Source organism: Nocardia sp. NPDC056564, from assembly GCF_042793755.1.
Lineage (GTDB): Bacteria > Actinomycetota > Actinomycetes > Mycobacteriales > Mycobacteriaceae > Nocardia.
The window spans coordinates 218,741-244,196 of the sequence record NZ_JBHTUR010000010.1; the positions used below are offsets into that span (position 1 = coordinate 218,741).

At 69.8% G+C, this 25,456-nt stretch carries 17 protein-coding genes; 5 read left to right on the plus strand and 12 right to left on the minus strand.

Annotated features, from left to right (window positions below; genetic code table 11):
- The first annotated feature begins 250 nt into the window (after positions 1–250).
- Positions 251–1,261 carry an alpha/beta hydrolase gene (locus ACFQ9K_RS24935; protein WP_378725222.1) on the plus strand — a complete coding sequence of 337 codons (1,011 nt, stop codon included), beginning with the start codon at positions 251–253 and terminating at the stop codon, positions 1,259–1,261.
- Between the two features lie 28 nt (positions 1,262–1,289).
- Positions 1,290–2,681: a serine hydrolase domain-containing protein gene (locus tag ACFQ9K_RS24940; RefSeq protein ID WP_378725220.1), complete on the plus strand. Its 1,392-nt coding sequence runs from the start codon at positions 1,290–1,292 to the stop codon at positions 2,679–2,681.
- A 13-nt stretch (positions 2,682–2,694) separates the two neighbouring features.
- Here ACFQ9K_RS24940 and ACFQ9K_RS24945 read toward each other — a convergent pair whose 3' ends face one another.
- The 7 genes from ACFQ9K_RS24945 to ACFQ9K_RS24975 form a co-directional block, all read right to left on the minus strand.
- On the minus strand, positions 2,695–3,093 hold the full coding sequence (locus ACFQ9K_RS24945; protein WP_378725218.1) for a hypothetical protein: 399 nt from the start codon (positions 3,091–3,093) through the stop codon (positions 2,695–2,697).
- A 126-nt stretch (positions 3,094–3,219) separates the two neighbouring features.
- The gene (locus tag ACFQ9K_RS24950) at positions 3,220–4,551 is read right to left on the minus strand and encodes an FAD-binding oxidoreductase (protein ID WP_378725216.1); all 1,332 of its coding nucleotides are present in this window, start codon (positions 4,549–4,551) and stop codon (positions 3,220–3,222) included.
- A 76-nt stretch (positions 4,552–4,627) separates the two neighbouring features.
- The gene (locus tag ACFQ9K_RS24955) at positions 4,628–5,638 is read right to left on the minus strand and encodes a hypothetical protein (protein WP_378726354.1); all 1,011 of its coding nucleotides are present in this window, start codon (positions 5,636–5,638) and stop codon (positions 4,628–4,630) included.
- Positions 5,639–5,661: 23 nt separating this feature from the next.
- Complete coding sequence (locus tag ACFQ9K_RS24960; protein ID WP_378726352.1) at positions 5,662–6,003, minus strand: RidA family protein; 342 nt, start codon at positions 6,001–6,003, stop codon at positions 5,662–5,664.
- Positions 6,000–7,097, minus strand: a complete 1,098-nt coding sequence (locus ACFQ9K_RS24965) for an alpha-hydroxy acid oxidase (protein WP_378726350.1) — start codon at positions 7,095–7,097, stop codon at positions 6,000–6,002. The genes ACFQ9K_RS24960 and ACFQ9K_RS24965 overlap by 4 nt, the downstream gene beginning before the upstream one ends.
- The gene (locus ACFQ9K_RS24970) at positions 7,094–8,482 is read right to left on the minus strand and encodes an amino acid permease (protein WP_378726348.1); all 1,389 of its coding nucleotides are present in this window, start codon (positions 8,480–8,482) and stop codon (positions 7,094–7,096) included. Before ACFQ9K_RS24970 ends, ACFQ9K_RS24965 begins: the two co-directional genes overlap by 4 nt.
- Before the next feature lie 206 nt (positions 8,483–8,688).
- Positions 8,689–9,858 carry a hypothetical protein gene (locus ACFQ9K_RS24975; RefSeq protein ID WP_378726346.1) on the minus strand — a complete coding sequence of 390 codons (1,170 nt, stop codon included), beginning with the start codon at positions 9,856–9,858 and terminating at the stop codon, positions 8,689–8,691.
- Between the two features lie 132 nt (positions 9,859–9,990).
- On the opposite strand from ACFQ9K_RS24975, the gene ACFQ9K_RS24980 reads away from it, so the two are divergent.
- Positions 9,991–10,572, plus strand: coding sequence for a TetR/AcrR family transcriptional regulator (locus tag ACFQ9K_RS24980; protein WP_378726344.1), 582 nt, complete (start codon positions 9,991–9,993; stop codon positions 10,570–10,572).
- A gap of 77 nt (positions 10,573–10,649) precedes the next feature.
- Here ACFQ9K_RS24980 and ACFQ9K_RS24985 read toward each other — a convergent pair whose 3' ends face one another.
- From ACFQ9K_RS24985 to ACFQ9K_RS25000, 4 genes are all read right to left on the minus strand, one after another.
- On the minus strand, positions 10,650–14,834 hold the full coding sequence (locus ACFQ9K_RS24985) for a TIGR02680 family protein (protein ID WP_378983672.1): 4,185 nt from the start codon (positions 14,832–14,834) through the stop codon (positions 10,650–10,652).
- 4 nt (positions 14,835–14,838) lie between these two features.
- Positions 14,839–16,257, minus strand: coding sequence for a TIGR02678 family protein (locus tag ACFQ9K_RS24990; RefSeq protein WP_378720980.1), 1,419 nt, complete (start codon positions 16,255–16,257; stop codon positions 14,839–14,841).
- Positions 16,257–17,927 (minus strand): TIGR02677 family protein, encoded by a 1,671-nt coding sequence (locus ACFQ9K_RS24995; RefSeq protein ID WP_378720982.1) that lies wholly within the window; start codon positions 17,925–17,927, stop codon positions 16,257–16,259. The genes ACFQ9K_RS24990 and ACFQ9K_RS24995 overlap by 1 nt, the downstream gene beginning before the upstream one ends.
- A 172-nt stretch (positions 17,928–18,099) precedes the next feature.
- Positions 18,100–19,239, minus strand: coding sequence for an XRE family transcriptional regulator (locus ACFQ9K_RS25000; RefSeq protein WP_378720948.1), 1,140 nt, complete (start codon positions 19,237–19,239; stop codon positions 18,100–18,102).
- A 328-nt stretch (positions 19,240–19,567) separates the two neighbouring features.
- Between ACFQ9K_RS25000 and ACFQ9K_RS25005 the strand changes: the two genes are divergently transcribed.
- The gene (locus ACFQ9K_RS25005; RefSeq protein WP_150404546.1) at positions 19,568–19,873 is read left to right on the plus strand and encodes a hypothetical protein; all 306 of its coding nucleotides are present in this window, start codon (positions 19,568–19,570) and stop codon (positions 19,871–19,873) included.
- A gap of 579 nt (positions 19,874–20,452) precedes the next feature.
- Here ACFQ9K_RS25005 and ACFQ9K_RS25010 read toward each other — a convergent pair.
- Positions 20,453–21,337: a PAC2 family protein gene (locus ACFQ9K_RS25010; RefSeq protein ID WP_378720949.1), complete on the minus strand. Its 885-nt coding sequence runs from the start codon at positions 21,335–21,337 to the stop codon at positions 20,453–20,455.
- Between the two features lie 221 nt (positions 21,338–21,558).
- Here ACFQ9K_RS25010 and metH point away from each other — a divergent pair, with 221 nt between their 5' ends.
- The gene (gene metH / locus ACFQ9K_RS25015; protein ID WP_378720950.1) at positions 21,559–25,155 is read left to right on the plus strand and encodes a methionine synthase; all 3,597 of its coding nucleotides are present in this window, start codon (positions 21,559–21,561) and stop codon (positions 25,153–25,155) included.
- Positions 25,156–25,456: the final 301 nt, after the last annotated feature.

Here is a 25,456-nt window from a genome sequence, read left to right on the forward strand (position 1 = left end):
TCCCGAGTGGGGGTGCGGATCTTCGGCGATGCGAGCGCGGGTTCGTGGTGCTGTTGTCGAGGGGGCCGTGGCTTGGCAGGGCTGCGTTTTCGGGATCGGGTGGTGGTCTGCGGGCGAGGGGTGCGGGTGGCGGCCGCCCATTGTGTCGTAGGCCACTAGGCGGTACTCTCGCTGGAATTCGAGACTGAATGGTTTCACTATCGGATTGCAGAGATCCGGCGATGCGGCCGGGTGGATGAGGGAGTCCTCAATGACGAGGTGTGCCGCGTGGATGCGCTCGGGGGTCGCGATAGTGGTTGCGGCGGTGGCGGTGCTGGCCGCGGCGCCTGCCGTCGGCGCCGATCCGCCGGCGGCGGTTCCCACCGCGCAGAGTGTGTTCAACAAGCCCGGTCCCTATCCCGTCGCGACACCGGTGCGGACGAATCCGTGCCAGGAGTCGGTGTTCGGGATGTTCGAGCACATCGCGGTGCACCTGTTCGGCAATCGCGACGACATGACCTGCACCCAGGCCTTTCCCAACGGCCTGGAGTCGCCGATCGGGGTGAACACCTACTATCCGGCGAACATCGCCGAACTGCCCGGCGCGCCGCTGCTGGTGTTCACCTCCGGGTTCGGCGCCAATCCGGGAATGTACGACGCGCTCGCGCGGCAGTGGGCCAGTAACGGTTTCGTCGTCGTGATCCCGTACGAGTTCTTCAACTCGCTCGCCTACGTGCCCGCCCTGGGCGTCGCCACCGCGCTCGTCGCGCAGCGGGACCCGAATTCCCCGCTGTACAACAAGATCGACCTGGGTCGCACCCTGTTCGCCGGTCATTCCGGCGGCGGGCAGGCGTCGCTGCAAGCGGGAACCGTGTTCCCCGGCGTCGCGGCGCTGATCGACCCGGCGCTGCGGGTACGCGGGGTACTGGCGATCGAGCCCGGTCCGCTGGCGGTCGGGGCGCTGGTGTCGGTGCCGACGCTGTTCCTCACCGGCTACAACGATTTCGTGGTGCCCGACTTCGCCTGGGTGCGCTGGTGGCAGTACAACCTGACCTTCCAGGCGCCCGCGTGGATCGCCAATGCGCGCGGGGTGAGCCACTTCTCGCCGGTCGACGGACTGGACAATTACCTGTCCGCGGGTACCGCGTTGGCCTGGCTGCGCTACCAGGCGTTCGGTGACGACGTCGCGAAGGACTACTTCGTCGGACCGGACTGGCGGCTGCCCGCCGACAAGACGTACTTCAGCGTCGAGCGCAACGCGCTCGCGGGCGCATTGAACTGAACAGACGGACAACGGAAATGGGTCGAGTATGAGATTCCGTCGGGCATGGGCGGGTGGGCTCGGCGCCACCGCGGTGATCACCTTCGCGCTGGTCTGCCCCGGCGCCACCGCAGATCCCGGTATCGCGTGTGCCGAACCTGCTGCGGGACAACCGGTTCAACGCGCCGATCCGGCGGCCGCCGGACTGGATCCGGCCGCGCTGACCGACGCGATCGACTTCGGCACGGCCAAGGGCGGGTACGCGATTCAGGTGTACCGGCACGGCTGCCTGGTCGGTGACCGCACCGGCACCGGCAATCTGCCCGCGCCGCTGGCCAGTTCGTCGAAGGGGGTCGCCTCGGTCGCGGTCGGCCGCGCCATCACCCTCGGCTACTTCGGCCTCGACGATCCGCTCGGCAAGTTCTTCCCGCGGGCCGACGCCGCGCATGCCGCGCTGACCGTGCGCCAGGTGCTGAATCAAACCACCGGCCTGCGCTTCACCTGGGCCGCCGATATCGCGGGCATCGCCACCGACGAGGTACTCCAGTCCCTGGAAACCCCGCCTGCCTTCGAACCGGGCACCACCTTCCAATACGCGCAGGCCGTGCTGGCGTTGCTGCCGAAGATCGTGGAGATCGCCACCGGGATGGACTTCCAGGACTTCGTCCAGCGGGAGGTCATGCAGCCGTTGGGCATTGCCCGGGACCAGTGGGTCTGGCTGCGCGACCGCAGCGGGAACACGGCGGTCAACGGCGGACTCGCCATGCGCGCCGACGACCTGGCCCGCCTCGGCCTGCTCCTGCTGCACGAAGGCCGTTGGGGCGCAGCGCAACTCATCGACCCCGACTACATCCGGCAGGCGCGGCAGCCGACCGACGCCAACGGCGGCTACGGATTCCTGTTCTGGCTCAACGCCGGCGATTCCTACAAGACCGCCACCGTGCCGACGGCCAAGGTGTTCGACCACCGGATGTTCCCCGGCGCACCGCGTGACCTGTACGCCTTCGTCGGCGCGCTCGGCCAGTTCAACGTGGTGATCCCCAGCCGCGACATGGTGATCGTCCGGCTCGGCGTCCCCGGCGGCATCGACCCCGGCAACGTGCAGACCTCCCTGGCCGCCGAATCCAACCCGGACAACAAGGAATTCGTGCGCCGCGTCGTCGCCGCGGTCACCGACGTCCCCGCCGAACCCGTCGACGACCCGTACCGCTACGGCGACACCTTCGGCCCCATCATCGGCGACCTCGACGACCTCGCCTTCTGGGTGGACCCGGAGCACACCGCCCAAATCCTGCTCGGCGTCGGCCCCTACGCCCCATCGAACTGCAACGTCGTCTGGTGCCACGGAAAACTCGTCCCGCAGGACATCTTCGCCGCCATGCTCGACTCCACCGGCCAGATCGTCGCCGCACTGCTCGGACTCGGACACGGACCGCGCTGAGCCTTGCTCCGGGTCAGTCCACGAAACCGAAGGTCACCAGATGGCGGCCCGCGGCCGGAGAGTCCGGCTCGGTCGCGCCGAGGAACGCGATGACGACCGACCCGAAGGCCGACCCGGCCGACTGGGCGACCACGTCGGAGAATTCACCGCGGACCGGATCGACTTCGCTGGTCGACGAGGGCGGAAGCACCATGGCCACCCCGTAGTCGTGCCACAGTGGGTTCAGCAGGCCGGGCAACGGCGAGTCGCGCAATGCGACGGTCTCCGAGTGGCTCAGCTCCACGCTGTACAGACCCGCTTCCGGCACGACGAACGGCGTGAGCGCAGCGGCCTCGCCCGCACCGGACGACCCGATGACGGTAACCAGTCCCGCCCCGATCCCGAGCATCGTCGCGACTGCACGAGTTTCCATGAAGAACCCAACTTTCCTACCCGCCAACAGAAATGGTGTTGGACCCCCAGTCGCGCCTGCACCGGACGCGACGTTTCACCATAGCGAGCCTGCCGCGCGACCGACAGCCCGCTTTCCGCGGTGCCGTCAGTCGAGGATCTTGCCCGGGTTCAGCAGGCCGAGCGGATCCAGCGCGCGTTTAACCGCGGTCATCAGCTCGACCGCGGCGCCGTGTTCGGCCTGGAGGTACTGCTTCTTGGCAAGGCCGATGCCGTGTTCGCCGGAGGCGGTGCCGCCGACCGAGAGTGCATGGCGGACTACCTGATCGGAGAAATCGCGGGCTCGCTCGGCGGTTTCGGTGGTGTAGGGGACGACCACGTGGACGTTGCCGTCGCCGATGTGGCCCGCGACGGCGATGTCGAGGTCGAGTAGCTCGCCGAGTTGTTCGGCCGTCGCCACCGCGTCGGCGATCCGCGAGTAGGGCACGGCGGTGTCGGTCACCAGGAAGCGGTGGCCGGGGTGGCGAGCCTTGAGCGCGAAGAACAGGTGGTGGCGATCCTCCCAGAGGCTGTGTTGTGCGGTATGGGTTTGCGCCGCAACGATTTCCAGGGCCTGATGGCCGGTGCACAGCGCACGGATCTCGGCTTCGTCGAGCGCGGCCGCCACCTCCGAGGTGGCGGTGAGGTCGAGGAACAGTGCGGGGGCGAGCGGATGCCGGGTGCCGCGATAGGCGTTGATGGCCGCCATACTGGCGGCGTCGACGAGTTCGGCGCGGGTCACCGGCAGCGCCTGGCCGAGCATGTCCACCGCCGCGGCCACCGCCTCGGCCACGCTGGGGAACGAGACGCGCAGCGCGCGTTGCCAAGCCGGGATGGGATGCAGCCGCACGGTGAGCTCGGTGATGATGCCGAGCGTGCCCGCCGACCCGATCAGCAGATCCTTGAGGTCGTAGCCGCTGCTGGACTTGCGCACCGCGCGCCCGAGCCGAGCCACCGTGCCGTCCGCGAAGACCGCTTGCAGCGCAAGGGTGTTCGCGTGCATCCCGCCGTACCGGACCGTGGTGGTGCCGCTGGCGTTCGTGGCGGCCATGCCGCCGAGGCTGGCGTCGGCGCCCGGATCGACGGTGAACTGCAACCCGTGCGCGGCGGCGGCCGCGTTGAGCCGGGTCCGGGTGACGCCGGGTTGCACGGTCGCGGTGAAGTCGGTCGGGGAGATGGACCGGATCGCGTCCAGCGCGGAGAGATCGAGCACCACCTCGTCCCCGCGGGCGAGCAGATGCCCCTCCAGGCTGGTGCCCGCGCCCCGGCAGATGATGGGAGTGCCGGTGTGCCTTGCCCATTCGACGGTGCCGAGCACGTCGTCGAGGTCGGCAGCCCGGACGATGCCGCGCGGGCGCCGTCCGGAACGTCCGGTCTCGTCGACGGTGTACTCGTCCAGCGCCGCCGCGCGGATATCGATCCGGTCGGCAACAGTCGTCACGACTCCACCTCGCTGGCGCTCGGCTCCGTCGTGCCGACAGGCTGGCTGTGTCTCTGGTTCGCTCGCTGGCGCTCGCTCACGATCGCTCCAGGATCGAGGTGACCAGCATGGTGTGATCGTCGAAGGTCCGGGCGATGGTCCAGCCGAGCTCCGCGAACGCCGCCTCGTACTCCTCCTTGGTCCACAGCCGCACACCGGTGATGGTGTGGTAGATCTCGTAGGTCGGGGAGAACCACGGCTGCCCGGACCACTGCGGCGCCTCCAGCAGGTAGCCGTCGCCGATCACGAGCCGGTGCAGGTTCGGAAACCAGCGCATCCATTCCTTCAGCACCGCGATGATGCCGCCGCCGTCGCTGGCCAGCTGGTGCAGCAGGAAGAACGACATCGCGGTGGTGACCTTGCTCCGGTCGATCGTCGCGAGCCATGCGGGATCGGTGGCTTCGGGCTGAACCGAGCCGGGCAGCAACGTGATTCGATCGGCGAAGCCGGTCCGGACCACGTCGGCCGACGCCGCGGCGATCACCTCCGCCTCGATGTCCACGCCGATGAACTGCTCCTGCGTGGCCAGCTGCGCGAGCGCCCGCACCCGGCCCGCGTCCGCGCAACCGAGGTCGACCGTGCATCCGGGACCCGTTGCGGCGATGGCCTTGCCGATGCCCTGCAGGATCTCCGGACGACGGCGCGCGATATCGGTACAGCCGCGCGCCACCGCACCCGCGTCGGTGGCCGCGGGGATGAACGCGCGGTCGGCGTGGCCGGCCAGCTGCCGGAACGTGGGTTCCCAGCCGCGGGTCACCATGCGGACGAAGCCGCGGTTCTTGGCGACGTCGTGACCGGTGTGGGTCAGCTGGAACCGGTGCCCGCGGCGGGTGAGGAACCCGGCCCGGATCAACCCCTCGGTGACGGTCTGCTGGATGCCGCTGGTCGGCGCGATCGGGTCGCCGCTCAACAGCGTTGTCCACCAACCCCAATCGTCGGCGGCCACCACCAGCTGTGCGGCGGTCTGGCCCTCGATGACGTCGCGGATGGTGAGTCCGGCGGGCGATGGATGATTGAACAGTGCGACGGTGGTGGTTGCGGCGGTCATGGCGGATCCTCCTGATGTGCGGGCTAATCGGCGAGCGCGATTACCTGGATTTCGATGAGCAGCCCCTCGATGGGCAGGGTGGTGACGGTGGTGGTGCGGGCCGGCGCGGTGGCGCCGAAGAACTCCGCGAACGCGGCGTTCCACGCCGGGAACCAGCGGCGGTCGGCGAGATAGCAGTCCAGCTTCAGCGTCTGCCCGCGTGAACTGCCCGCCTCGGTGAGCGCCTTGTCCAGCTGGTCGAGCACGGATTCGAGCTGTTCGGTGAAGCTGTCCGAGATCGGGGTCAGCGTGTCCGGGTCGATCGCGGCGAGCCCGGAGGTGAACACCAGGCCGGAGCCGCGGCGAGCCGACGGGAAGGCGGTCATGACTGCGCTCCGATCAGTCGGGTGGCGTCGATTCGGTCGATGGTGGCGGCGCCGGACAGGGTCATCAGCGTCCGCAGTTCGTCGGTGAGCAGCTCCAGGACCCGGCCGACGCCGGCCTCACCCGCGGCGGCCAGCCCGTAGATCGCGGCCCGGCCGATCACCACCGCGCTGGCCCCGAGGGCGAGTGCGAGGAAAACGTCGCTGCCGGTGCGGATTCCGCTGTCGAACAGGATCGGCAGCTCGGGACCGACCGCCGCCCGGATGCGCGGCAGCATGTCCAGGCTGGCGGGTGCCGGATCGAGCTGGCGGCCGCCATGGTTGGACACCACGATCGCGGAAGCCCCCGCGGCGAGCGACCTTTCCGCCGCGTCTGGGGTGAGTACCCCCTTGGCGATCCACGGCAGCCGGAACCGCGCGGCGGCCGCGCGCAGATCCGCCCAGTTCCAGGCGGCGGCACCGTGTTTGAGCAACTGCCCGAACACCTCCGCGACGCCGGGCGCGCCGTCGGTGCCGGTGAGGTTGCCGCCGAACCGGCGCATGTCCGGCGCGAACCGATTGGCCATGTTCCGCGTGCGGAAGCCGCCGATGGGGCAGTCGACGGTCACGCACAGCGCGGAATAGCCTGCGCGCTGGATCCGTTCGGCGACCGCAGGCGCGTGCGCGAACGGATGCAACTGCGCGATCCGGGCCGCGTCGGGTGCGACCGCGCGGATCTGTTCGTAGGAGTAGCTGCCCGCCTCCGGCACGATTGTCACCGTCCCGTGCCGCTGCACCGCCCGCGCCACCGCCAGATGGCCGTCGAGGTGGAACATCGCGTCACCGCCGAACGGTGCGGTGAGGATCGGGGTTTCGAGGGTCATGCCGAGCAGCGAGGTCCGGGTGGACGGATTCGCCACGCCGCTCATCGGGGTCGGCAGGATTCGCCAGCGGTCGAACGCGTCCCGATTGGCGCGCAACGTGATCTCCCGTCCCGCACCGCCCTCCACGAAGTCGAACACGTCCGCGGGCAGTGCGGCGCCCGCGGCCCGATGGATCTCGTCGAGGGTGCCGAAGTCGACCGTGGTCGGGTACATGCTGTCGAGCTGGGCGGTCATGCGGTTCCTTCCTGCGTCGCGACAAGGGAATGACGGCGGCCGTAGCCGAAGTAGACGGCCGCCCCCGCCGCGCTCCACACGGCGAAGCGCAACCAGGTGAGGCCCTCGAAAGTCGTTGCCAGCCAGACGCATCCCGCGATCGCGGCGAGCGGCACCGCGGGCATGAACGGCGTCCGGAACGGCCGGGGCCGCTCCGGTGCGCTGCGGCGCAGCAACAGCACGCCGAGCGCGACGACGAGGAAGGCGAACAGCGCGCCGATGTTGACCAGCTCGGCGACGGTCCCGATCGGCAGCAGCGCCGCGACCAGGGCGATGCCCGCGCCGAGCAGCAGGCTCAACCGCACCGGGGTGCCGCGGCGGCCGGTGTGACACAGCGCGCGCGGCAGCAGTCCGTCGCGGCTCATCGCGAAGATCAGCCGGGTCTGCCCGTAGCAGAGCATCAGCAGCCCCTTGGTCAGCGCGATGACCGAGGCGACCAGGATGACCTTGCCGATCCAGCCCGCGCCGATCGCGCTGAGCGCGGTGGCGACCGGGGCCGCGTTGTTCAAGCCGGGATAGGGCGCGACGCCGGTGAGCACCGCGCTGACGGCCACATACAGACCGGTGGCGATGACGACCGAACCGATGATGCCCCAGGGCAGATCGCGCGCCGGGTCGCGGGTCTCCTCGGCGGAGGTGGCGACGATATCGAAACCGAGGTAGGCGAAGAACGCGAGCGCCGCGCCCGCCGCTATGCCGTGCACGCCGAACGGCAGGAACGGCGTCCAATTCGCGGTGTCGAGATGCGGTGTGCCGATGGCGATCACGAGTATCAGGACGGCGATTGTCACCGCCACCAATGTTTTCACCACGGCCGCGGTGAGTTTCACGTCGAATATGAGGACGGCAATTATCGCGCCGGTGATGAGCAGGGCGGGCAGGTTGATGATTCCACCATCGGCGGGGCCTGCGGTTATTTCATGCGGAAGGGATACTCCGAAAAGGGAATTCAACATGGCGGTGAACAGTCCGGACCAGCCGATCGCGACCGCGGCGGCGGCCACCGCGTATTCCAGCAGCAGATTCCAGCCGACCAGGAACGCGGGCGATTCGCCGAGCGTCGCCCTGGTGTAGGTGTAGGCGCTTCCGGATAGCGGTGTCATCGAGGCGAGTTCGCTGTAGCACAGCGCGACCAGCACGCAGATCGCCCCGGCCAGCACGAACGACAGCACGATCGCCGGACCCGCCTTGGTCGCTGCGGCTACGCCGGTGGTGACGAAGATGCCCGCGCCGACGATGGTGCCGACGCCCATCGCGACCAGGTCGAACCGGCCGAGGGTGCGTTTGAGGGCGGGGGTCGGGTCGGCGCCGCGCGCTGCGGCGATCGGTTGGGTCGGTGCGGCCATGTCGGTCCCGTTCGCTGTTCGAAATATCAATGACGCCAGTGCTTCTCGCTGGAATGCAATTCAGTAAATCAGCGGCCGTTTGTGTTTTGATGAACTCAGGTAACGTGTCTGTTTCGCGGTGTGCGGGAATTCGATTGGTGATCGAATCGAAGGGCAACGCCGAAATGCGCAGCGGTGCGCTGCGCAAATAGGCCGACGTATTCGAGTTATGCGGTGGTGGTGGTCGTTTCGGTGGTTGCGGACGTATCGGCGTGCGGCACTGCACGTTTCCGGACGAGAACGGTGGCCGCCGCGACGACGAGCAGGACCAGCGCGGCCGCGACGACGGCGTCCTGCATGGTGCCGAGGGTGGCGACGGCGCCGAAGCCGAGGGTGGCCACGGCGGCGCAGAGGTAGGCGACGGCGGCGTAGCGCGAGGCCACCCGTGCGTGCTGGTCGGGCGGGGTCGCGGCGCTGACGATGCGCAACCCGGTGCGATAGGCGACGCCCTGCCCGCAGCCCGCGACCACCGCGCCGGTGAGCAGCACCGCGAGGCTCGGGGCGGCCGCCACGGTCGCGGCCAGGGCGACGCCGGCGATGATGGTCAGCTGACCGATGAGCGGTTCGGCGGGCAACCGGCCGGGCGGCACGGCGCGCTGCACGATCCACGCGCTCACCAGGTACAGCGTGACCGGCAGCGCCAGCAGCGGCAGGCTGGTCGTCGCCAGCAACTCCGCACCGTAGCTCGGCAGCAGCGCGACCACCAACCCGGCGGAGACCCACGCGGCGATTCCGTTGAGGTATCCCGCGATTCGCGGCTCGGTGGACGGCAGTGCCGGACGATGCGCGCCGGTCGCGACCTGGCCTCGCGGACGCCGATCCAGCAGCACGGCCGCCGCGACGACGCCGAGCAGCACCGCGTGCCCGAGATAGACCGTCACGCCGGGCGCGGGCAGATACTGGGCGACCCAGGCCGCCGCGATCGTGCCGAGCGCCGAGCCGAGCACGGTCGCGGTGGCCATCGCGGTCCGGCCCCCTTCGCCGGACCGCTCCAGGATCAGCCCGGCCAGCGAGCCGGTGACCAGTCCGACCGACAGCCCGGCCAGCACCCGCGCGACGCACGCGGGTCCGGCCGAATCGGCGAGGCTCATCGCGAGGTCCGCGCCGACGCCGCACGCGCTGCCCACCCCGATCCGCCACCACCAGGCCGTGCGCGACGGCGGCGTGCCGATGAACGAGAGCGTCGGGGTCAGCGCGAACAGGTACGCGGCGAAGATGACGGTGATGAGCAGCGGCGCCAGGTCCCAGGCATGGCGGTAGTACGGCATCATGCCGGTCGCCAGGTTGGGCTGGGCCATGATCAGCACGAGCAGCACGCCGGGAGCAGCTGAGCGCATCCGTCCTCCACGTGAGGAGATCTCCTCGATTGCTAGCGTAGCGAACTGAGAAGATCTTCTCTACTCGAGCGTGTCGATCCGGATCGACGGCGTCGCCGGTCCGCCGGCGGGCAGGATGGAGGAGTGCCAACGGTGAACACCCGCAGCGATGCCCAGCGCAGCCGGACCGTGCTGGTCGACGCCGTCGGCAGCCTGCTGGCCGAGGGCCGGATCGGCTTCTCGATCCCCGAGCTGGCCGGCGCGGCCGGTGTCGGGGTGGCCACCGCGTACCGGCACTTTCCGACGCCGCAGGACGCGATGCAGGCGTTCCACCGCCGGGCGATCGAGCAGTTGCTGGAAGCGTTCACCGCGCTCGAGCCGACCGCCGACGCGGTCGAGCGGTTCCACCGGTTCTGCCGCACCTGGGTGGCTCAGGCGCGGCAGTGGGGACCCGCGGTCCGGCACATCCGCAGCCACAAGGGTTTCATCGAACGGCTCGCCGCGGGCGACGCCTCGATCACCGCGATGCACGACATCCTCGCCGACGTGCTGGATGCCCTTGTCCAGCAGGGCAAGACGACGCTCGACGATCGCACGTTCGCGGTCCTGCTGTGGATCACCATCTTCGACGAACGCGTCGTCTACGACCTCAGCGTGCACCAGCGCTGGTCCGCCGAACAGGTCACCGACCGCCTCACCCGAGCCGCCGCCGGCGCACTAGGCATCCAGGTCTGACTTCCCGCACCACTCCTGATCTTTCGCACCGAAAATCGCATGCGATTCCAGGTGCGGGAAATCAGAAGTGGTGCGGGTCAGCTGACGGGGGTGAGCTCGATGGCGCCCTCGATGGTGGTGGGGACTCGGCGGCGGTTGGGGGAGCCGAGGGCGGCGGTGAGGTCGGTGCCGTCGTGTTCGGCGAGCAGGTCGCCGCTGTCCCAGACCAGAAGGGTGGCGCTGACCGTGTTCTCGGCGGCGGCGTGGGCGAGGTCGTAGTGCGCGCAGCCGGGGACGTGGGCGTAGGTGATCCACAGGTCGTAGCCGGTCATGAACAGGTCGAGGTCGAATTGCACGCTGAGGCCGAGCAATTCGCTGCGGCCGTTGTCGTCGACGCCGGCGAACGCCTCGTCCAGCGCGAGCAGGCGGGGGGCCTGCGGATCGGCCGAGTCGAGCATGACGTGCGCGGCGGCGAACAGCGGCAGGTGCAGCGAGACCGACTGCTCACCACCGGAGAGTGCGCTGTGCCTGGCCACGGTGAGCTTGTCCTCGCTGCCGTCCGCGGAGATCAGGGTGAACGAGAACACCCGCCAGGTGCGGTAATCCAGGGTGGCGGCCAGGATCTCCGGGTAGGAGCGCTCCGGGTGCGCGGCCCGGGCCGCGCGGATCTCGGACGCGAAATGCGCACGGATGGCAGCGAGTTCGTCCGCGCCGAGGGCCGAGGCGTCGCGGTCGAGCAGCTTGCACATGGCCCGCGCCGGATCGGACAACGTGTCGGCCAGCACCCAGTGCACGCCGATGGTGTTGCCCGAGGACATCCGGCGCTGCTTCATCTCCGCGCCCATCCTGGCGATGAGATCGCGGGCGTCGCTGGTGCGTTCGTAGATCTGCTGGGCCAGCCCGGTGAGCAGCGCGTCCTCCAGGATGCGCCGCTCGGCGTCGGTGAGCAGCAGTTCCTGATCCTTGCGCGCGCTGTCGATGCGGGCCGCGAAGTCGGCCAGCGCGGACATGCCGTCGTCGTCCTGCACCTGCACCACGGTCAGCCCGTCGGCGGCGTCCCACTGCAGCCGGTAGTCGCGACCGGATCCGGACAGCGCGGCGTCGAACTCCTGCAGCGCCGCCGTCACCGCGCTGCGCGTGGACTTGCGCGTCGCCTCGCTCGCCCGCACCGAAGAGGTTGCGGCGGTAAGGCTTTCGAAGAGTTCGGCGACCTCGTCCGGCAGCACCTGCGGCTCGGCCGCCGGACCGGCCTGGGAAATCCGGTAGAGCAACTGCTCCGGCGTGGACCAGGCGGCCTCGCTGCTCGGCCAGCGACCCTCGGACGCCGCGCCGAGCAACCGGAGCAGGTCCGGGCGGGCATACGGGGCAAGGGCTTTCACGTCGGCGAGCACTTCGGTCAGTGCGGTGCCCAGTGATTCGTGCGCGGTCCGGTAGGCCGCCTCGGCGTCGCCGATCGCCTCGATGGCCTCGTTGGCGGCCTTGCGCGCGGCCTTCTGCTCGGCCTTGGTCGCCTCGATCTTCGCGCGCGCCTTCTCCAGTTCCTGGTCGATGTCGGCGGCGCCCGCACCCAGTGCCTCGCGCAGGGTTTCGAGCTTGCGCAGCTGCTCCTGGTAGCCGGACTTGGCCGCCTCGGCCTCCTCGGCGAACGCCTCGGCCAGGTCCTTGGCCTCGTCGTGGCGGTCGGAGCCCTCGCGTTCGCGTTCGCGCTCCCGCTCGTGTTCGGTGCGCAGCCGCAGCAGGCCGGTGCCGGTGTTCTCGAAATGGCGGATGGCGGCGGCCAAGGCGTCGAGTTCGCGTGGCTCACGCGGGGTCCGGTGCTTGGCCGCGGCGGCGCGCAGCTTCTTCTCGACCGCGGTGGTGTCGGCCACGGCTTGATCGAGATCGCGCTCGGCCTGGGCGGCGGCCTCGGCACGGGAGCGCATCATGCCCGCGGTCTCGGAGACCGCGCGCAACGCGGCGGTGACCGCGTTGGCGCGCGGCAGTGCCTTGGCGGCGGCCGAGATTCGCGCCAGCTCGGCGGTGGCGTCGGCCTCCTGATCCAGGGCGCCGCGCTGCGCCTCGTTCGCCGCCTCCAGCGCGGCCGCGAGTTCGGTCAGCCGGTGCTCGCGGCGGCGCGCCCTGGCGGTGGCGCCGATGAACTCGGCATCGGCCTTGTGGTGCCTGCCGACCTGCACGCCCTGCCGGAAACCACCCGCGGCGCTGACCGCGAGACCGCCGGACGGATCGCCCTTGCCCGCGTGCAGGGCGATGGAGGCGAGCACGTCGGCGACGGCCTGCCGGGGCACCGTCAGCTCGGCCGAATCCTCCTCGACGACAAGCACATCGGCGAGGGTGCGCCCCTTCGGCCGGTCTTTCTCCGGGAGCGGCACCAGGAACTGATCCGAGTCGTACTTCGCGGGTGGCTCGGCGCAGATCCAGCCGTCGAGCAGATCGGCGGCGTGCAGCGCGGCCTCGATTCCGGCGGCCGTCCCTGGCTCGACGTCGTCGGCGAAACGAACCAGCCGCCACAGCGGGGCGCCAGGCCGGTCGCCGGCGGCGCGCGCTCGAGCGGCGAAAGCCGGTGGCGCGTCGTCGCTTTGCGCGGCGACCCGGTCGCGTTCGGCGGTCAGCTCCGCGATCTGCTCGCCCGTGGTCGCCGCGCGAGCGCGCGCCGCCTGACGGTCGTTGCGGATCTCGTCGATCAACGACTCGGTGCGCTCGGCCAGCACCTCGGCGACCGTCGCCGCTTCCGAACCCGCCTGGGCGAGCGCGGTATCCAGGTCCTCGAACAGTCCGTTGCCGAGCGGGGCGTAGACCTCCCGATGCTCCTCCCACCAGCCGCGCAGCGCGCTGCTCGCCTCGGTGCGGGCCAGCACGACCGCGGCCTCGGCGTGCGCGACCTCGGCGGCCGCCGCCTCGCTGAGCTCCCGTGCGCGTTCGGCGAGCCGTTCGGCCCTGGTGCGTTCGGCGGCCGCGGTTTCCATGACGCCCATGGCCTGCCGGACCGCGCGTACGTCGGCGTCGCGCTCCTCGGCGTGCGCGCGCACCGTCGCGGTGAGCTGTTCGGCGCGCGCGTGCTCCGACAGCGCGGTCCAGTCGATCCCGGCTTCCTCTGCGGCGCAGCGCAATTCGTCCTCGCCCCGGGCCAGCGCCGCAGCGGCCGTGCGGACCGCGGCGCGTGCGCGTTCGGCCTCCTGGGCCCGCTGGTCGAGCGTCTGCCGCGCCTTCAGCGCCTTGTCGCCGTGCACCCCCGCCGAGGTCTCCAGGCGGCGGACCGCGTCGGCCAGGTCGTCGAGCTGCTGTTTGCCCTCGTAGGCGCTGGAGCGCTGGATGTTCTCCCGGTCGCCGAGGGCCTGCTCGTAGGCGCGGTCGGCGTCCTCGGCACGGGCCTCGGCGGCGGCCCGCTCGCCCTCGCGGCGCTCGCGCAGCGCGGTCGCGGCGAACAGCGCGGTGCTCGCGTGGGTGACCGCGTCGAGCCGGGTGCGCAGCTGGTCGACGTCCGTCTTGGCCTGTACCGCAAGGTATTTCCGGTAGACGTCGACGAACGCCCTGGTGGCGCTGTCGGCGTGCACCAGGCCCTCGAGGGTGCGGCCGACCTCCTCCATATCGCTGAACGAGCGCGCCGCGTCGAGGATCAGCTGCTCGTCCAGCGGCCGCAGGCCGTCGGTGAGCGCCTGGGAAAGCCCGCGCGGGTCCAGGTTCTTCGCCAGCTGCGGGCGGCGCAGCGTGAGGATCAGGTTGATCAGCTGGTCGTAGCGCTGGGTGCCGAGCCCGAACATCCTGGCGTCGATGGCGTTGCGGTATTCGACCGGGCGATCGACGATCGCGTCGGTGCCGATCTGCTCGGCCAGCTGCTTGCGGGTGAACGGCCGGTCGTCGGGCCCGATCAGGGAGAAGTCGATGCCGACCCGCCCGTCGGCGACGAAGTACCAGCGCGTCACCTTGTCCGAGGATCGGGTGGCGCGCATGCCGATGCCGACGGTCACCGCCTCGGCGTCGTCCCAGTCGCCGCGGGCGAATTCCATCCAGACATAGGAGTAGGCCGATTCCTGCTTGCGGTACAACAGGTTCGACTTCATCGTGCGCTCTTCGCCGGCGAACGGGTTGAGCCTGCGCGGCTCGATCCGCCCGTCCAGCACGAACGGGAACAGCACCTCCAGGGCCTTGGTCTTGCCGGACCCGTTGGGGCCGCGCAGCACCAATCTGCCGTCGGCGAAGCAGAATTCCTGGTCGCGGTAGTCCCACAGGTTGACGATCCCGGCGCGGGTCGGGATGAACCGCACTCCGCCGTGAATGAGCGACATCGCCTCAGTTCCCTTCCGTGCCAGTGCCGTCGGATCCGTAGGTGTCGGCCGCGGTGACGAACAGTTCCTCGGTCCGCTTGGTGCGGACCGTGACCACGGCGCCGCGATAGCGGGCGAGCGCGGGCAGGACCAGCAGCCCGTCGTCCACCGCCTGCACCAGCCGCAGCCGCTCCAGCAAGGCCACCACCTCGGTGGTCAGGCCGGGCACATCGGCCTGCCACTGGGCGGCGAAGGTCGCGCCGTATCGATCGGCGAGCGCCTGCACGGTCTCGCGCACCCAGGCCGATTCGATCAGTGGGCAGGCCAGCTCGACCGGTTCCTCGGTCTGCACGTCGAACGTCGAATCCGGTTGGGTGCCAAGGTCGTCGAGCGCGCGCAGCTCGGCCAGCGGCGCGAAGACCGTCGACTCCGGGATCGCGCCGTCCAGCTGTGCCGCGAGCGCCTCGCCCGGGTCCGGCGCACCGGTGCGCCGCTCGAGCGGATTGTCGATATCGAGCACCCGGTCGGCGATCTCACCGGCCAGCAGCAACCCCACCTGTGCCAAGGTTCCGGTGCTCGGGAAGCGAATGTCGGACAGCCGGCCGGAGGTGTCGATCAGCGCGACCCCCTCGGCCCGTCGTTCGGCCTTCAGGCCGGTGAACATCTCGACATCGGCGACGATTCGATCCTGGCCGAGCACCGGTCGTTCCGCCGGCGTGAGGTCGTCGAGATACACCACCGGCCGCTCGACCAGCGTCCGCCGCACCCGGCGGGCCAGCTCCGCCGCGGTCGGCGCGTGCGTGGAACCGCTTGCGCCCGCGGCCTCTTCGGTGAGCAGCCCGCGCACGCTGTGCAGGTGTTGCAGCGCGCGCGGCGGCCGGAACAGCGCGAACACGACCGGCCGGTCGATGTCGTAGAGCGCCTCGCCGGCCTCGGGGTCGCTGGCCCAGCCGCCCGCGTCGCCGTCGGCCAGGGTGAGCGCGCCGCGGTGGGTCAGCCAGCCGACCGCGTCGACGAAGGCGTCGCGGTCCGCCGCGCGGTCGGTGGACAGCTCCAACCCCTCGACCCGGCCCGCGTAGGCGGCGACCTGATCGGCCAACTCCGACAGCGTGATCTGGTCACCGGCCCGGCCGAGCGCGGCGATGGACAGCGCGAGATAGGCGTAGCGGCGGCGATCGAAGAGCCGGTCGGCGGGCGTGCGCGCGGGCTTGCCCGCGTCCAGCCGGTCGATGACGGGGAACACGCGCGCGGTGGTCTCGGTGACCTCGAGGCGGTAGCCGAACAGCTCGGCCAGGTCCTCGCGCAGCTCGGTGGCCCAGCGCCGGATCAGCGGCAGCGCGATCCGATCGGGATAGGTCCTGGTCACCAGGTGATTGGCGAGGATGACCCGCGCGGCGCGCTGATAGTTGTCCAGCGCAAGGGAATCGATCTTGCGTCCGTGCATCATGCGCGCCCCCCGGTGCCGCGTGGCCGGGTCCTGGTGGTCTGGCGCACCTCCAGCCTCCGGTTGTTCAGGTGCAGCAACCCGTGCGCGGTCTGCACGACGGTGGACCCGTCGTGCTCGGACACGGTCAGGGTGACGCCGCTGTCGGAACCGGTGGTCCCGGCGACCCGCCCGCTCACCGGCACCCACGCGGTGGACGCGGCGTCGAGCAGCCGCAGCAGCACCTCGGTCTCCCGTTCGTCGAGCACCCGATCGTGCACGTCGGCGGCGGCCAGCGACTTGGCCGCGTCGGCCCTGGCCCGTTGCGCGTCCAGCTGCACCTCGCGCAATCGGCGAATGCTCGCGTCGTTGCGATGGATGCGGGCGGGCGCGCCGGCCGAGGGCGGGCGCCCGGTCTCGGCCAGGGTGCGCGAGATCTCCAACGGCGGTGCCTCCCACCAGGATCGCTGCGCCGGGATCAGGTCCGCGTCCGGATGTTCCATCGCCAGGTGGCGCGGCCGGCCGAGGCCGAACACCGCGTCGTAGAGCGCGTGCGCGCTGTCCACGGTGGGCGCGGCGGTGAACCAGCCGGCCAGATGCCGCAGCGCCGACTCCCGGCTCACCCCGCCGCGCCGGGTCTCGGTGACCCGGCGCAGCAGCGAGAGCACGGCGGCGATGGCGCTCATGGTCGCCTCGCGCAGGCGTTCCGCCTCGGTGGTTCCGGCGTGCTCGCCGGTGCCGGACGCGACGAACCAGGTGCGCAGCCCGTCCCAGCGCGCGTGCCAATCCGCCTGCCGCTCGGCGACACTCAGCAGCACCCGCTCGTCGCACCCGGCGGCGCGTTCGATCAGCTCGTCGACGCCGGTCTCCTCGATCTCGGCGATCGCGCCGGCCAGCCGCGGCACGAACCGGGCCAGGTCGAGGCTGAACTCGCGCATGTGCGCGAGCAGCGCGTCCTTGTGCGCCAGGAACGATTCGGGGGTGATCTCGGTGGTCCGCACCAGATCGCCGAGGGATAGGTAGAAGTGCGCGGCGCGCGCCGCCATGTCGGTGAGTGCCGCGTCGAGGCGGCGCAGCGTGCGATAGACCCGCTCGGCGTCGCCCTCGCGATTGGCCGCGGCGAGGGTGTGCAGATCGGCCAGCAACTCCGGCAGCACCAGCCGCGACAGCGAGGCCTCGTCCAGCCGCGCGTTGAGCACGCCCGCGACCGCGCGGTAGGCCTGGAACCCGGCCTGGGAGAACTGGTAGACGAAGTGCCGGTTGCGATATTCGGCCAAGGTGGCCGCGCGCGTTCCGTCGTAACTGCGTTCCAGCACGCCCCATTGGTGCAGTTGATCGAGGAGCGGTCCGATTTCGGCGGCGGTGAGCCTCGGCGCGTTCGGGCGGGCGCCACGCTCGCTGGACCAGGCCTGAGCGCTCGCGGGACCGTCGTCGACCGCAGATTTGTCTACAGACTGACTGGTCTGCTTGTCCTCTGTATGTTGCTGGGCCTCAACGTCAGGCGCGGGTACCGGCTCGCTGGAATCGGGCAGTTCCGGGGTCCGCAGGCTCTGCCCGTTGCGCTCGATCCACTCCGCCACGTCGTCGGCGTGCAGCAGCACCACATAGGCGGCCCGCGCGCTGTCGAAGGCGCGCAGCACCCACAGGTAGTCGGCGCGGCGCTCGGCGGTGGCGAAGGAGAACAGCCGCAGCCGGTCGTCCCACAGGACGGAGGCGCTCGCGGCGGCGTCGACGGAGTCGGTCACCGGGAACAGGGTAGTAGCGGGCCGGTCGCCGATGACGCGTACATACCCGGTTCGGCGCGCGCGTGTCCTGTTTGCCGGATGTTCGCCGATGAATCCGGCTGTGCCGGACCGGTACCGGTCACTCGCTGGAGAGCGAACGCAGCTGGTCGAGGTACGCCCGGGTGCGTGGATCGCCGGGGTAGCGGGCGATGATCTCGCGCGCGGTCTCGCCGGCGATCCACATCAGCGAGGGCAGCGAACGGCGCTTGCCCGCGAACGCGCGCAGGCCCTCGTCGACCGCGAGCTCCAGATCGCGGTTGCGCACCGCGACCACCGCGAGGGTCAGATGCGCCTCGGACACCCGCATCGGATTGCGCACCGTACCGTCCGCCCTGGTCGAGTTGCGGATGACCGCGTTCGCGTAGGTCTCGGCGAGCCGATCCTCGCCCGCGACGCGGCAGCAGTCCATCGCGTAGAAGTCGAACTTCTGCGGATCGACCACGAAATGGTTGTCCAGGTTGATCGGATGGTCCAGTCGCTGCAAAATTGCCCGGCCCTCGTCGAGGGCGGTTTCGACCTGTTGCCGGTCGCCAAGGCGCGCCCAGGCTTTGGCCCGCTGCGCGGCGAGTTGCACACCGACGCCGAGGTTCTGGCTGGTCTCCAGCGCCTGGTCGACCGCGTCGATCGCACCCCGGTAGTTACCCTGGGTGAGCGCGAACCAAGCGGCCATTTCCGCACTCCAGCCGGTGATTTCGGCGTTGTCCGCCTCCTGGCCGAGGGACAGCGCGGCGCGCCGGGTCGCCTCCGCGGCGGTGCGCCGGCCGAGGTCGTAGTCCACGCAACCCACCAGCAGCGCAACCCATCCCGCGAGCACCAGGATGTCGCGGTGCTGGGCCAAAGTCAGTCGGCCGTCCAGTAGTGAGGTAATTCGCCGCAACCATCCGGTGCCCTCGGCGTGCAGCTCGTGCGGATCGGCGTAGGAGTACTCGCAGCACAGGCGTTCCGCGGTGATCCGGATGGCGTCCAGGGTGGCGGGGGAGACGTCCGACATGCGCAGTCGCCCGATGAATTCCAGCGTGTCCATGCCGGTTGCCGAGAGCACCTCGTCGTCCCGATTCGGCCTGGCCTTGGGGAAGAACGCCGCCGTGACCGTGTCGAAGGCGGCGGAAATGATCGGGGCGTAAAAATCATCCGGCCGCGACTCGCCCGATTCCCAGCGGCGCCAGTTACGCAGCAGTGTACTGTCTGTCGGCAGGTTGTGGGATGACTTGGCGCGCATCACGCGGACGGCATCGGCTTGTGACCACCCCCGCGCATCGCGTTCGGAGCGCATCCGGACAGCCCAGACGGGTCGATCGTCTCCAGCGGCCACGTCAGTAGTATCGCACCAGTTAACGCCCGGTGGCCGAGATAGGGCATATAGATGTCAGTGGGTTGACATCTACATTCGCAAGTTGGCGTTGTACATGCTGGACATGAGAGCGGAAAGTTAGCCGGACACATCTCGTCTCGATCAGATGCAATTGCATCTGTCCTTGCAGGGCGCAGTACCCCACAATGGGGAGATCCACATAAGGACAGCGGTACCCAATCCAACGGAGGTTCGGGTGGAAGCGTTGATCTATGGATACTTGCGTGACGATTTGGCCGATGGCCACTGTGCAGAGCTAGAGGATGCGATGAGCACCCTCGCCCGCGAAGAAGGGCTCTGCTTCGCCGCAACGTTCCATGAATCGACTTCCGGTGACGGCGCGGCATTCGTCGAGCTGACCCAGGAACTCAAGCGGGCAGACGCCCATCACGTCGTGGTGCCGTCGCTCGATCACCTTGCCGGCCAGACGATCCCGCGGGATATTCTGCTAGCGAAACTGGCCCGCGAAGCGGCGGCCCAGGTCTGGACCATCGAAACCTGAGCGCCAGGACGGCGCCGAGCCCGGTTATCGGTCACCACCCGGCATCGAGGCGTTCCCGCAGCCGTCACATCTCCGTGCGCACCCTCGTCGCGGCCACCGGGCCGGCAGCGAGGCGAGCAACGCCGCAACATGGTGTTGCCCCACCACGGAACCCCCTGCCAGCGCAGGAGATAACCGAACAGCGAGCTGTCGGCCCTGGACCGCCGCAGCCGTGGCACGCGGGCAGGCGCCCCGGCCATGACCACTCGCTTCGGGTCCGGCGAATCGAAACAGCCGGGCGCCCAAGCCAACCGGACAACGCGCACAGGCAGCTGCCCACCGCCGCCGCCCCTCGGCGGCCGTCAGCCGATGGCGAACACCCACGTGCCCATCGGCGGGAGCGGCGCAGCTTCGTCCGCCGTCGCGCATCGCCCCGGAATCCCGTTGCGTAGCAGCATATTTGCCGGATTTCTCAGCGGTAGTGCAGCAACCTGACGGCTACCCGTGCGGCGATCGGCGCGGCGATCGCCGCGGCGGTGTCCGACGCATGCCGCAACCATCCGGCACACGGCGAATCAGAGTGGTTGGCGCTCAGGCGGTTCAGAGGCCGAAGCTGCCCGGACCGCGCCTGCGCAGGTACTTCTCGAACTCGGCCGCGATGGCGTCGCCGTCGATCTTGGCCATCGCCTCGTTCACATCGACCGCCGCGTCGCCGCGCTCCTCCAGCGAGCGCACGTACTCGCTCACCTCGTCGTCGCCCGCGGTCATCTCGTTGACCGCGGTCTCCCACTCCTCGGACTGCGCGGGCAACTCGCCGAGCGGCACCTCGATATCGAGCACGTCCTCGACCCGGTGCAGCAACGCGATGGTGGCCTTCGGGTTCGGCGGCTGCGAGACATAGTGCGGTACGGCGGCCCAGAACGACACCGCCGGGACACCGGCCTTGACGCACTGGTCTTGCAGCACGCCGGTGATGCCGGTCGGTCCCTCGTAGCGGGTCTGCTCCAGATTGAAGCGCTCGGCCGCCTCCTTGCTGTACGCGGAGCCGGTGACCGGAACGGGACGGGTGTGCGGGGTGTCGGCGAGCAGCGCGCCGAGGATGACCACGGTCTGCACGCCGAGCTGTTCGATGAACTCCAGCAGGTCCTCGCAGAAGCTGCGCCAGCGCATGTTGGGCTCGATGCCGCGCAGCAGCACGACGTCGCGATCGCTGCCCGGGGGCGAGCAGACCGACAGCATGGTCGAAGGCCACTGGATTTCCCTGGTCACGCCGTCTACCTGCCGAACGGTCGGCCGGTTGACCTGATAGTCGTAGTAGTCCTCGGAATCGAGTTCGGCTAGCGGCTCGGCGTCCCAGATCAATTCCAGATGCTCAACGGCGCCGCTTGCCGCGTCGCCCGCGTCGTTCCAGCCTTCGAAGGCCGCGACCAGCACCGGTTCCCGCAATGTCGGCAGTTCCGGATCGGGAGTTTCACTGGGGTTCACTCGGTCAGCCTAATGTGTGCGGGGAACTGGCGTGTCGTATGCCGTGGCCCGCTCGGCCGTGTCAGGTCCGGAGGCGACGGCGGGGCGCAACCACGCAGGCCCTGCGGCCGGGCGCCATCGGCACGGCCCCGGCGTGTTCGGCAGCGGCGGCGGCCAGGTGTGTCGCTGCCCACTCGACTCGGCGAGCTGCACTGTCGCACCCGACCATTACGCTTGATCTCATGTCTGCGTCCATCCCCGCCGCGTTCGACACCACGCTCCTCGACACGATGCGCCGCCGTGTCGTGATCGGCGACGGTGCGATGGGCACCATGTTGCAGGCGGCCGATCTGACCCTCGATGACTTCATCGGGTTGGAAGGCTGCAACGAGATCCTCAACGACACCCGCCCCGACGTACTGCGCACCATTCACCGCGCGTACTTCGAGGCAGGCGCCGACGCGGTCGAGACCAACACGTTCGGCTGCAACCTGCCGAACCTGGCCGACTACGACATCGCCGATCGCATCCGCGACCTGTCCGAGCGGGGCACCCGGCTGGCCCGCGAGGTGGCCGACGAAATGGGCCCGTCCGCCGACGGTACCCCGCGCTATGTGCTCGGCTCGATGGGCCCCGGCACGAAGCTGCCCACCCTCGGCCACGCTCCGTATACCGCGCTGCGCGACGCCTACACCGAATCCGCGCTGGGCATGCTCGAGGGCGGCGCCGACGCGATCCTCATCGAGACCTGCCAGGACCTGCTCCAGGTCAAGGCCGCGGTGAACGGCAGCCGGGAGGCCATGCGCCTGCTCGGCCGGCGCATTCCGATCATCACCCACGTCACCGTGGAGACCACCGGAACCATGCTGGTCGGCAGCGAGATCGGCGCGGCGCTCACCGCGCTGGAGCCGCTCGGCATCGACATGATCGGCCTCAACTGCGCGACCGGCCCGGCCGAGATGAGCGAGCACCTGCGGCATCTGTCCAGGCACGCGCAGGTGCCGGTGTCGGTGATGCCGAACGCCGGGCTCCCGGTGCTCGGCAAGCACGGCGCCGAATATCCGCTCACCCCGGAGGAACTGGCGGTCGCGCTGAGCGGCTTCGTCTCCGAGTTCGGCCTCGCGCTGGTCGGCGGCTGCTGCGGCACCACGCCCGAGCACATCCGGCAGGTCACCGAGGCGGTGCGCGAGCTCGAGCCGAAGCTGCCGCCGCTCGACGACCGGCGCAGCCCGGTGCACGAGCCCGCGGTGTCCAGTATGTACACCGCGGTGCCGTTCGAGCAGGAAGCGTCGGTCATGATGATCGGCGAGCGGACGAATGCCAACGGCTCCAAGGCTTTCCGCGACGCGATGCTGGCCGAGGACTGGCAGAAGTGCCTCGACATCGCCAAGGACCAGACCCGCGACGGCGCGCACATGCTCGACCTGTGCGTCGACTACGTCGGTCGTGACGGCGCCAAGGACATGGAGGCGCTGGCCTCGCGGCTGGCCACCTCCTCGACGCTGCCGATCATGCTCGACTCCACCGAAACTCCGGTACTGAAGGCCGGTTTGGAGCATCTCGGCGGCCGGTGCGCGGTGAACTCGGTGAACTACGAGGACGGCGACGGCCCGGAATCGCGGTTCCAGCAGACCATGCGGCTGGTCGCCGAGCACGGCGCCGCGGTGGTCGCGCTGACCATCGACGAGGAGGGCCAGGCGCGCACCGCCGCGAAGAAGGTGGCCATCGCCGAACGGCTCATCGCGGACATCACCGGCAACTGGGGGGTGCGGGAAAGCGACATCATCATCGACACGCTGACCTTCACCCTCGGCACCGGCCAGGAGGAGTCGCGCAAGGACGGCATCGAGACCATCGAAGCCATCCGGTTGCTGAAGCGCAAGCACCCGGACGTGCAGACCACGCTGGGCCTGTCGAACATCTCCTTCGGCCTGAATCCGGCGGCCCGGCAGGTGCTGAACTCGGTGTTCATGCACGAATGTGTCCAGGCCGGACTGGATTCCGCGATCGTGCACGCGTCGAAGATCCTGCCGATGGCCCGGATCCCGGAGGAACAGCGCGAGACCGCGCTGGATCTGGTCTACGACCGTCGCGGGGAGGACTACGACCCGCTGCAGAAGCTGATGAGCCTGTTCGAGGGCGTGTCGACGTCGTCGTCGCGGGCCTCGCGGGCCGAGGAGCTGGCCGCGCTGCCGCTGTTCGAGCGGCTGGCCCGGCGGATCGTGGACGGCGAGCGCAACGGCATGGAGGCCGACCTCGACGAGGCGATGCGGCAGGTGCCGCCGTTGCAGATCATCAACGAGACGCTGCTGTCCGGCATGAAGACGGTCGGTGAGCTGTTCGGCTCCGGCCAGATGCAGCTGCCGTTCGTGCTCCAGTCGGCCGAGGTGATGAAGGCCGCGGTCGCCTACCTGGAGCCGCACATGGAGGCCACCGACGACAGCGGCAAGGGCCGCATCGTGCTGGCCACGGTCAAGGGCGACGTGCACGACATCGGCAAGAACCTGGTCGACATCATCCTGTCCAACAACGGCTACGAGGTGGTCAACCTCGGCATCAAGCAGCCGATCGCGACCATTCTCGACGCCGCCGTGGACAAGAAGGCCGACGTCATCGGCATGTCCGGGCTGCTGGTGAAGTCGACCGTGATCATGAAGGAAAACCTCCAGGAGCTCAACACCAAGGGCGTGGCCGAGCAGTTCCCGGTGCTGCTCGGTGGCGCGGCGCTGACCCGCGGTTACGTCGAGAACGACCTGACCGAGGTGTACGAGGGCGACGTGCACTACGCCCGCGACGCGTTCGAGGGTCTGCGGTTGATGGACGACATCATGACCCGCAAGCGCGGCGGCGGCATCGACCCGGACAGCCCGGAGGCGATCGCCGAGCGGGAGAAGGCGGCCCAGCGCAAGGCGCGGCACGAGCGGTCCAAGCGGATCGCCGAGGAGCGCAAGGCGGCCGAGGTGCCGATCGAGGTGCCCGCCCGCTCCGATGTCGCCGCGGACGTGCCGGTGCCGACGCCGCCGTTCTGGGGCACCCGGGTGGTGAAAGGCCTGGCGCTGCACGAGTATTCGGGGCTGCTCGACGAGCGGGCGCTGTTCCTCGGCCAGTGGGGGCTGCGCGGCCAGCGCGGCGGCGAGGGGCCGAGCTACGAGGAGCTGGTGGAGACCGAGGGCAGGCCGCGGTTCCGCGCCTGGCTGGATCGGCTCAGCACCGAGGGCGTGTTGCAGCACGCGGCGGTCGTCTACGGGTACTTCCCCGCGGTGTCCGAGGGCGATGACGTGATCGTGCTCACCGAACCGAATCCCGGTGCGCCCGAACGCTATCGGTTCACCTTCCCGCGTCAGCAGCGCGATCGCTTCCTGTGCATCGCCGACTTCATCCGCTCGCGCGAACGGGCCGAGCAGACCGGTCAGGTGGACGTGCTGCCGTTCCAGCTGGTCACCATGGGCCAGCCGATCGCCGACTTCGCCAACGAGTTGTTCGCCGCGGACAACTACCGCGACTACCTCGAGGTGCACGGCATCGGCGTGCAGCTCACCGAGGCCCTGGCCGAGTACTGGCACCGCCGGGTGCGCGAGGAACTGACCCTGGACGGGCACGCGGTCGCCGACGACGACCCCAGCGACGTCCTGGAATACTTCAAACTCGGCTACCGCGGCGCGCGCTACTCGTTCGGCTACGGCGCCTGCCCGGACCTGGACGACCGTGCCAAACTGGTCGACCTGCTCGAGGCCGATCGGATCGGTGTCGTCCTGTCCGAGGAGCTCCAGCTGCATCCGGAGCAGTCCACCGACGCCTTCGTGCTGCTGCATCCCGAGGCGAAGTACTTCAACGCCTGAGGTTCTGCTCCGGGGGCAGTGCCGCCGCGCTTTCGTGTGGGTTAGCCGCACGCTCGCTACGGCGAGTGTGCGGCTGGTCGCGTGCCCGGGGTGGGTCCGATCGGTTATCGAACCGGTCGGTGCGTAGTGACCGTGGTCACCGTGTCGCGGAACACTGTTCGCATACCGCGAGGGCCTTGGCTACCTGCTCGTATGCCATGATTTGGGCAAATCCCGACGCGCCGAGCGGATTTCGTGCTTCGGCGTGGCGGGGCGCTGACCTGGGCGATCGCCGGAGAGCGTGCGGTGAGGTGGATGTGTG

Coding starts and splice junctions, on each gene's coding strand:
- ACFQ9K_RS24935 (WP_378725222.1), top strand. CDS start 251: ATGACGAGGTGTGCCGCGTGGATGCGCTCGGGGGTCGCGATAGTGGTT.
- ACFQ9K_RS24940 (WP_378725220.1), top strand. CDS start 1,290: ATGAGATTCCGTCGGGCATGGGCGGGTGGGCTCGGCGCCACCGCGGTG.
- ACFQ9K_RS24945 (WP_378725218.1), bottom strand. CDS start 3,093: ATGGAAACTCGTGCAGTCGCGACGATGCTCGGGATCGGGGCGGGACTG.
- ACFQ9K_RS24955 (WP_378726354.1), bottom strand. CDS start 5,638: ATGACCGCCGCAACCACCACCGTCGCACTGTTCAATCATCCATCGCCC.
- ACFQ9K_RS24960 (WP_378726352.1), bottom strand. CDS start 6,003: ATGACCGCCTTCCCGTCGGCTCGCCGCGGCTCCGGCCTGGTGTTCACC.
- ACFQ9K_RS24965 (WP_378726350.1), bottom strand. CDS start 7,097: ATGACCGCCCAGCTCGACAGCATGTACCCGACCACGGTCGACTTCGGC.
- ACFQ9K_RS24970 (WP_378726348.1), bottom strand. CDS start 8,482: ATGGCCGCACCGACCCAACCGATCGCCGCAGCGCGCGGCGCCGACCCG.
- ACFQ9K_RS24975 (WP_378726346.1), bottom strand. CDS start 9,858: ATGCGCTCAGCTGCTCCCGGCGTGCTGCTCGTGCTGATCATGGCCCAG.
- ACFQ9K_RS24985 (WP_378983672.1), bottom strand. CDS start 14,834: ATGTCGCTCATTCACGGCGGAGTGCGGTTCATCCCGACCCGCGCCGGG.
- ACFQ9K_RS24990 (WP_378720980.1), bottom strand. CDS start 16,257: ATGCACGGACGCAAGATCGATTCCCTTGCGCTGGACAACTATCAGCGC.
- ACFQ9K_RS25000 (WP_378720948.1), bottom strand. CDS start 19,239: ATGCGCGCCAAGTCATCCCACAACCTGCCGACAGACAGTACACTGCTG.
- metH (WP_378720950.1), top strand. CDS start 21,559: ATGTCTGCGTCCATCCCCGCCGCGTTCGACACCACGCTCCTCGACACG.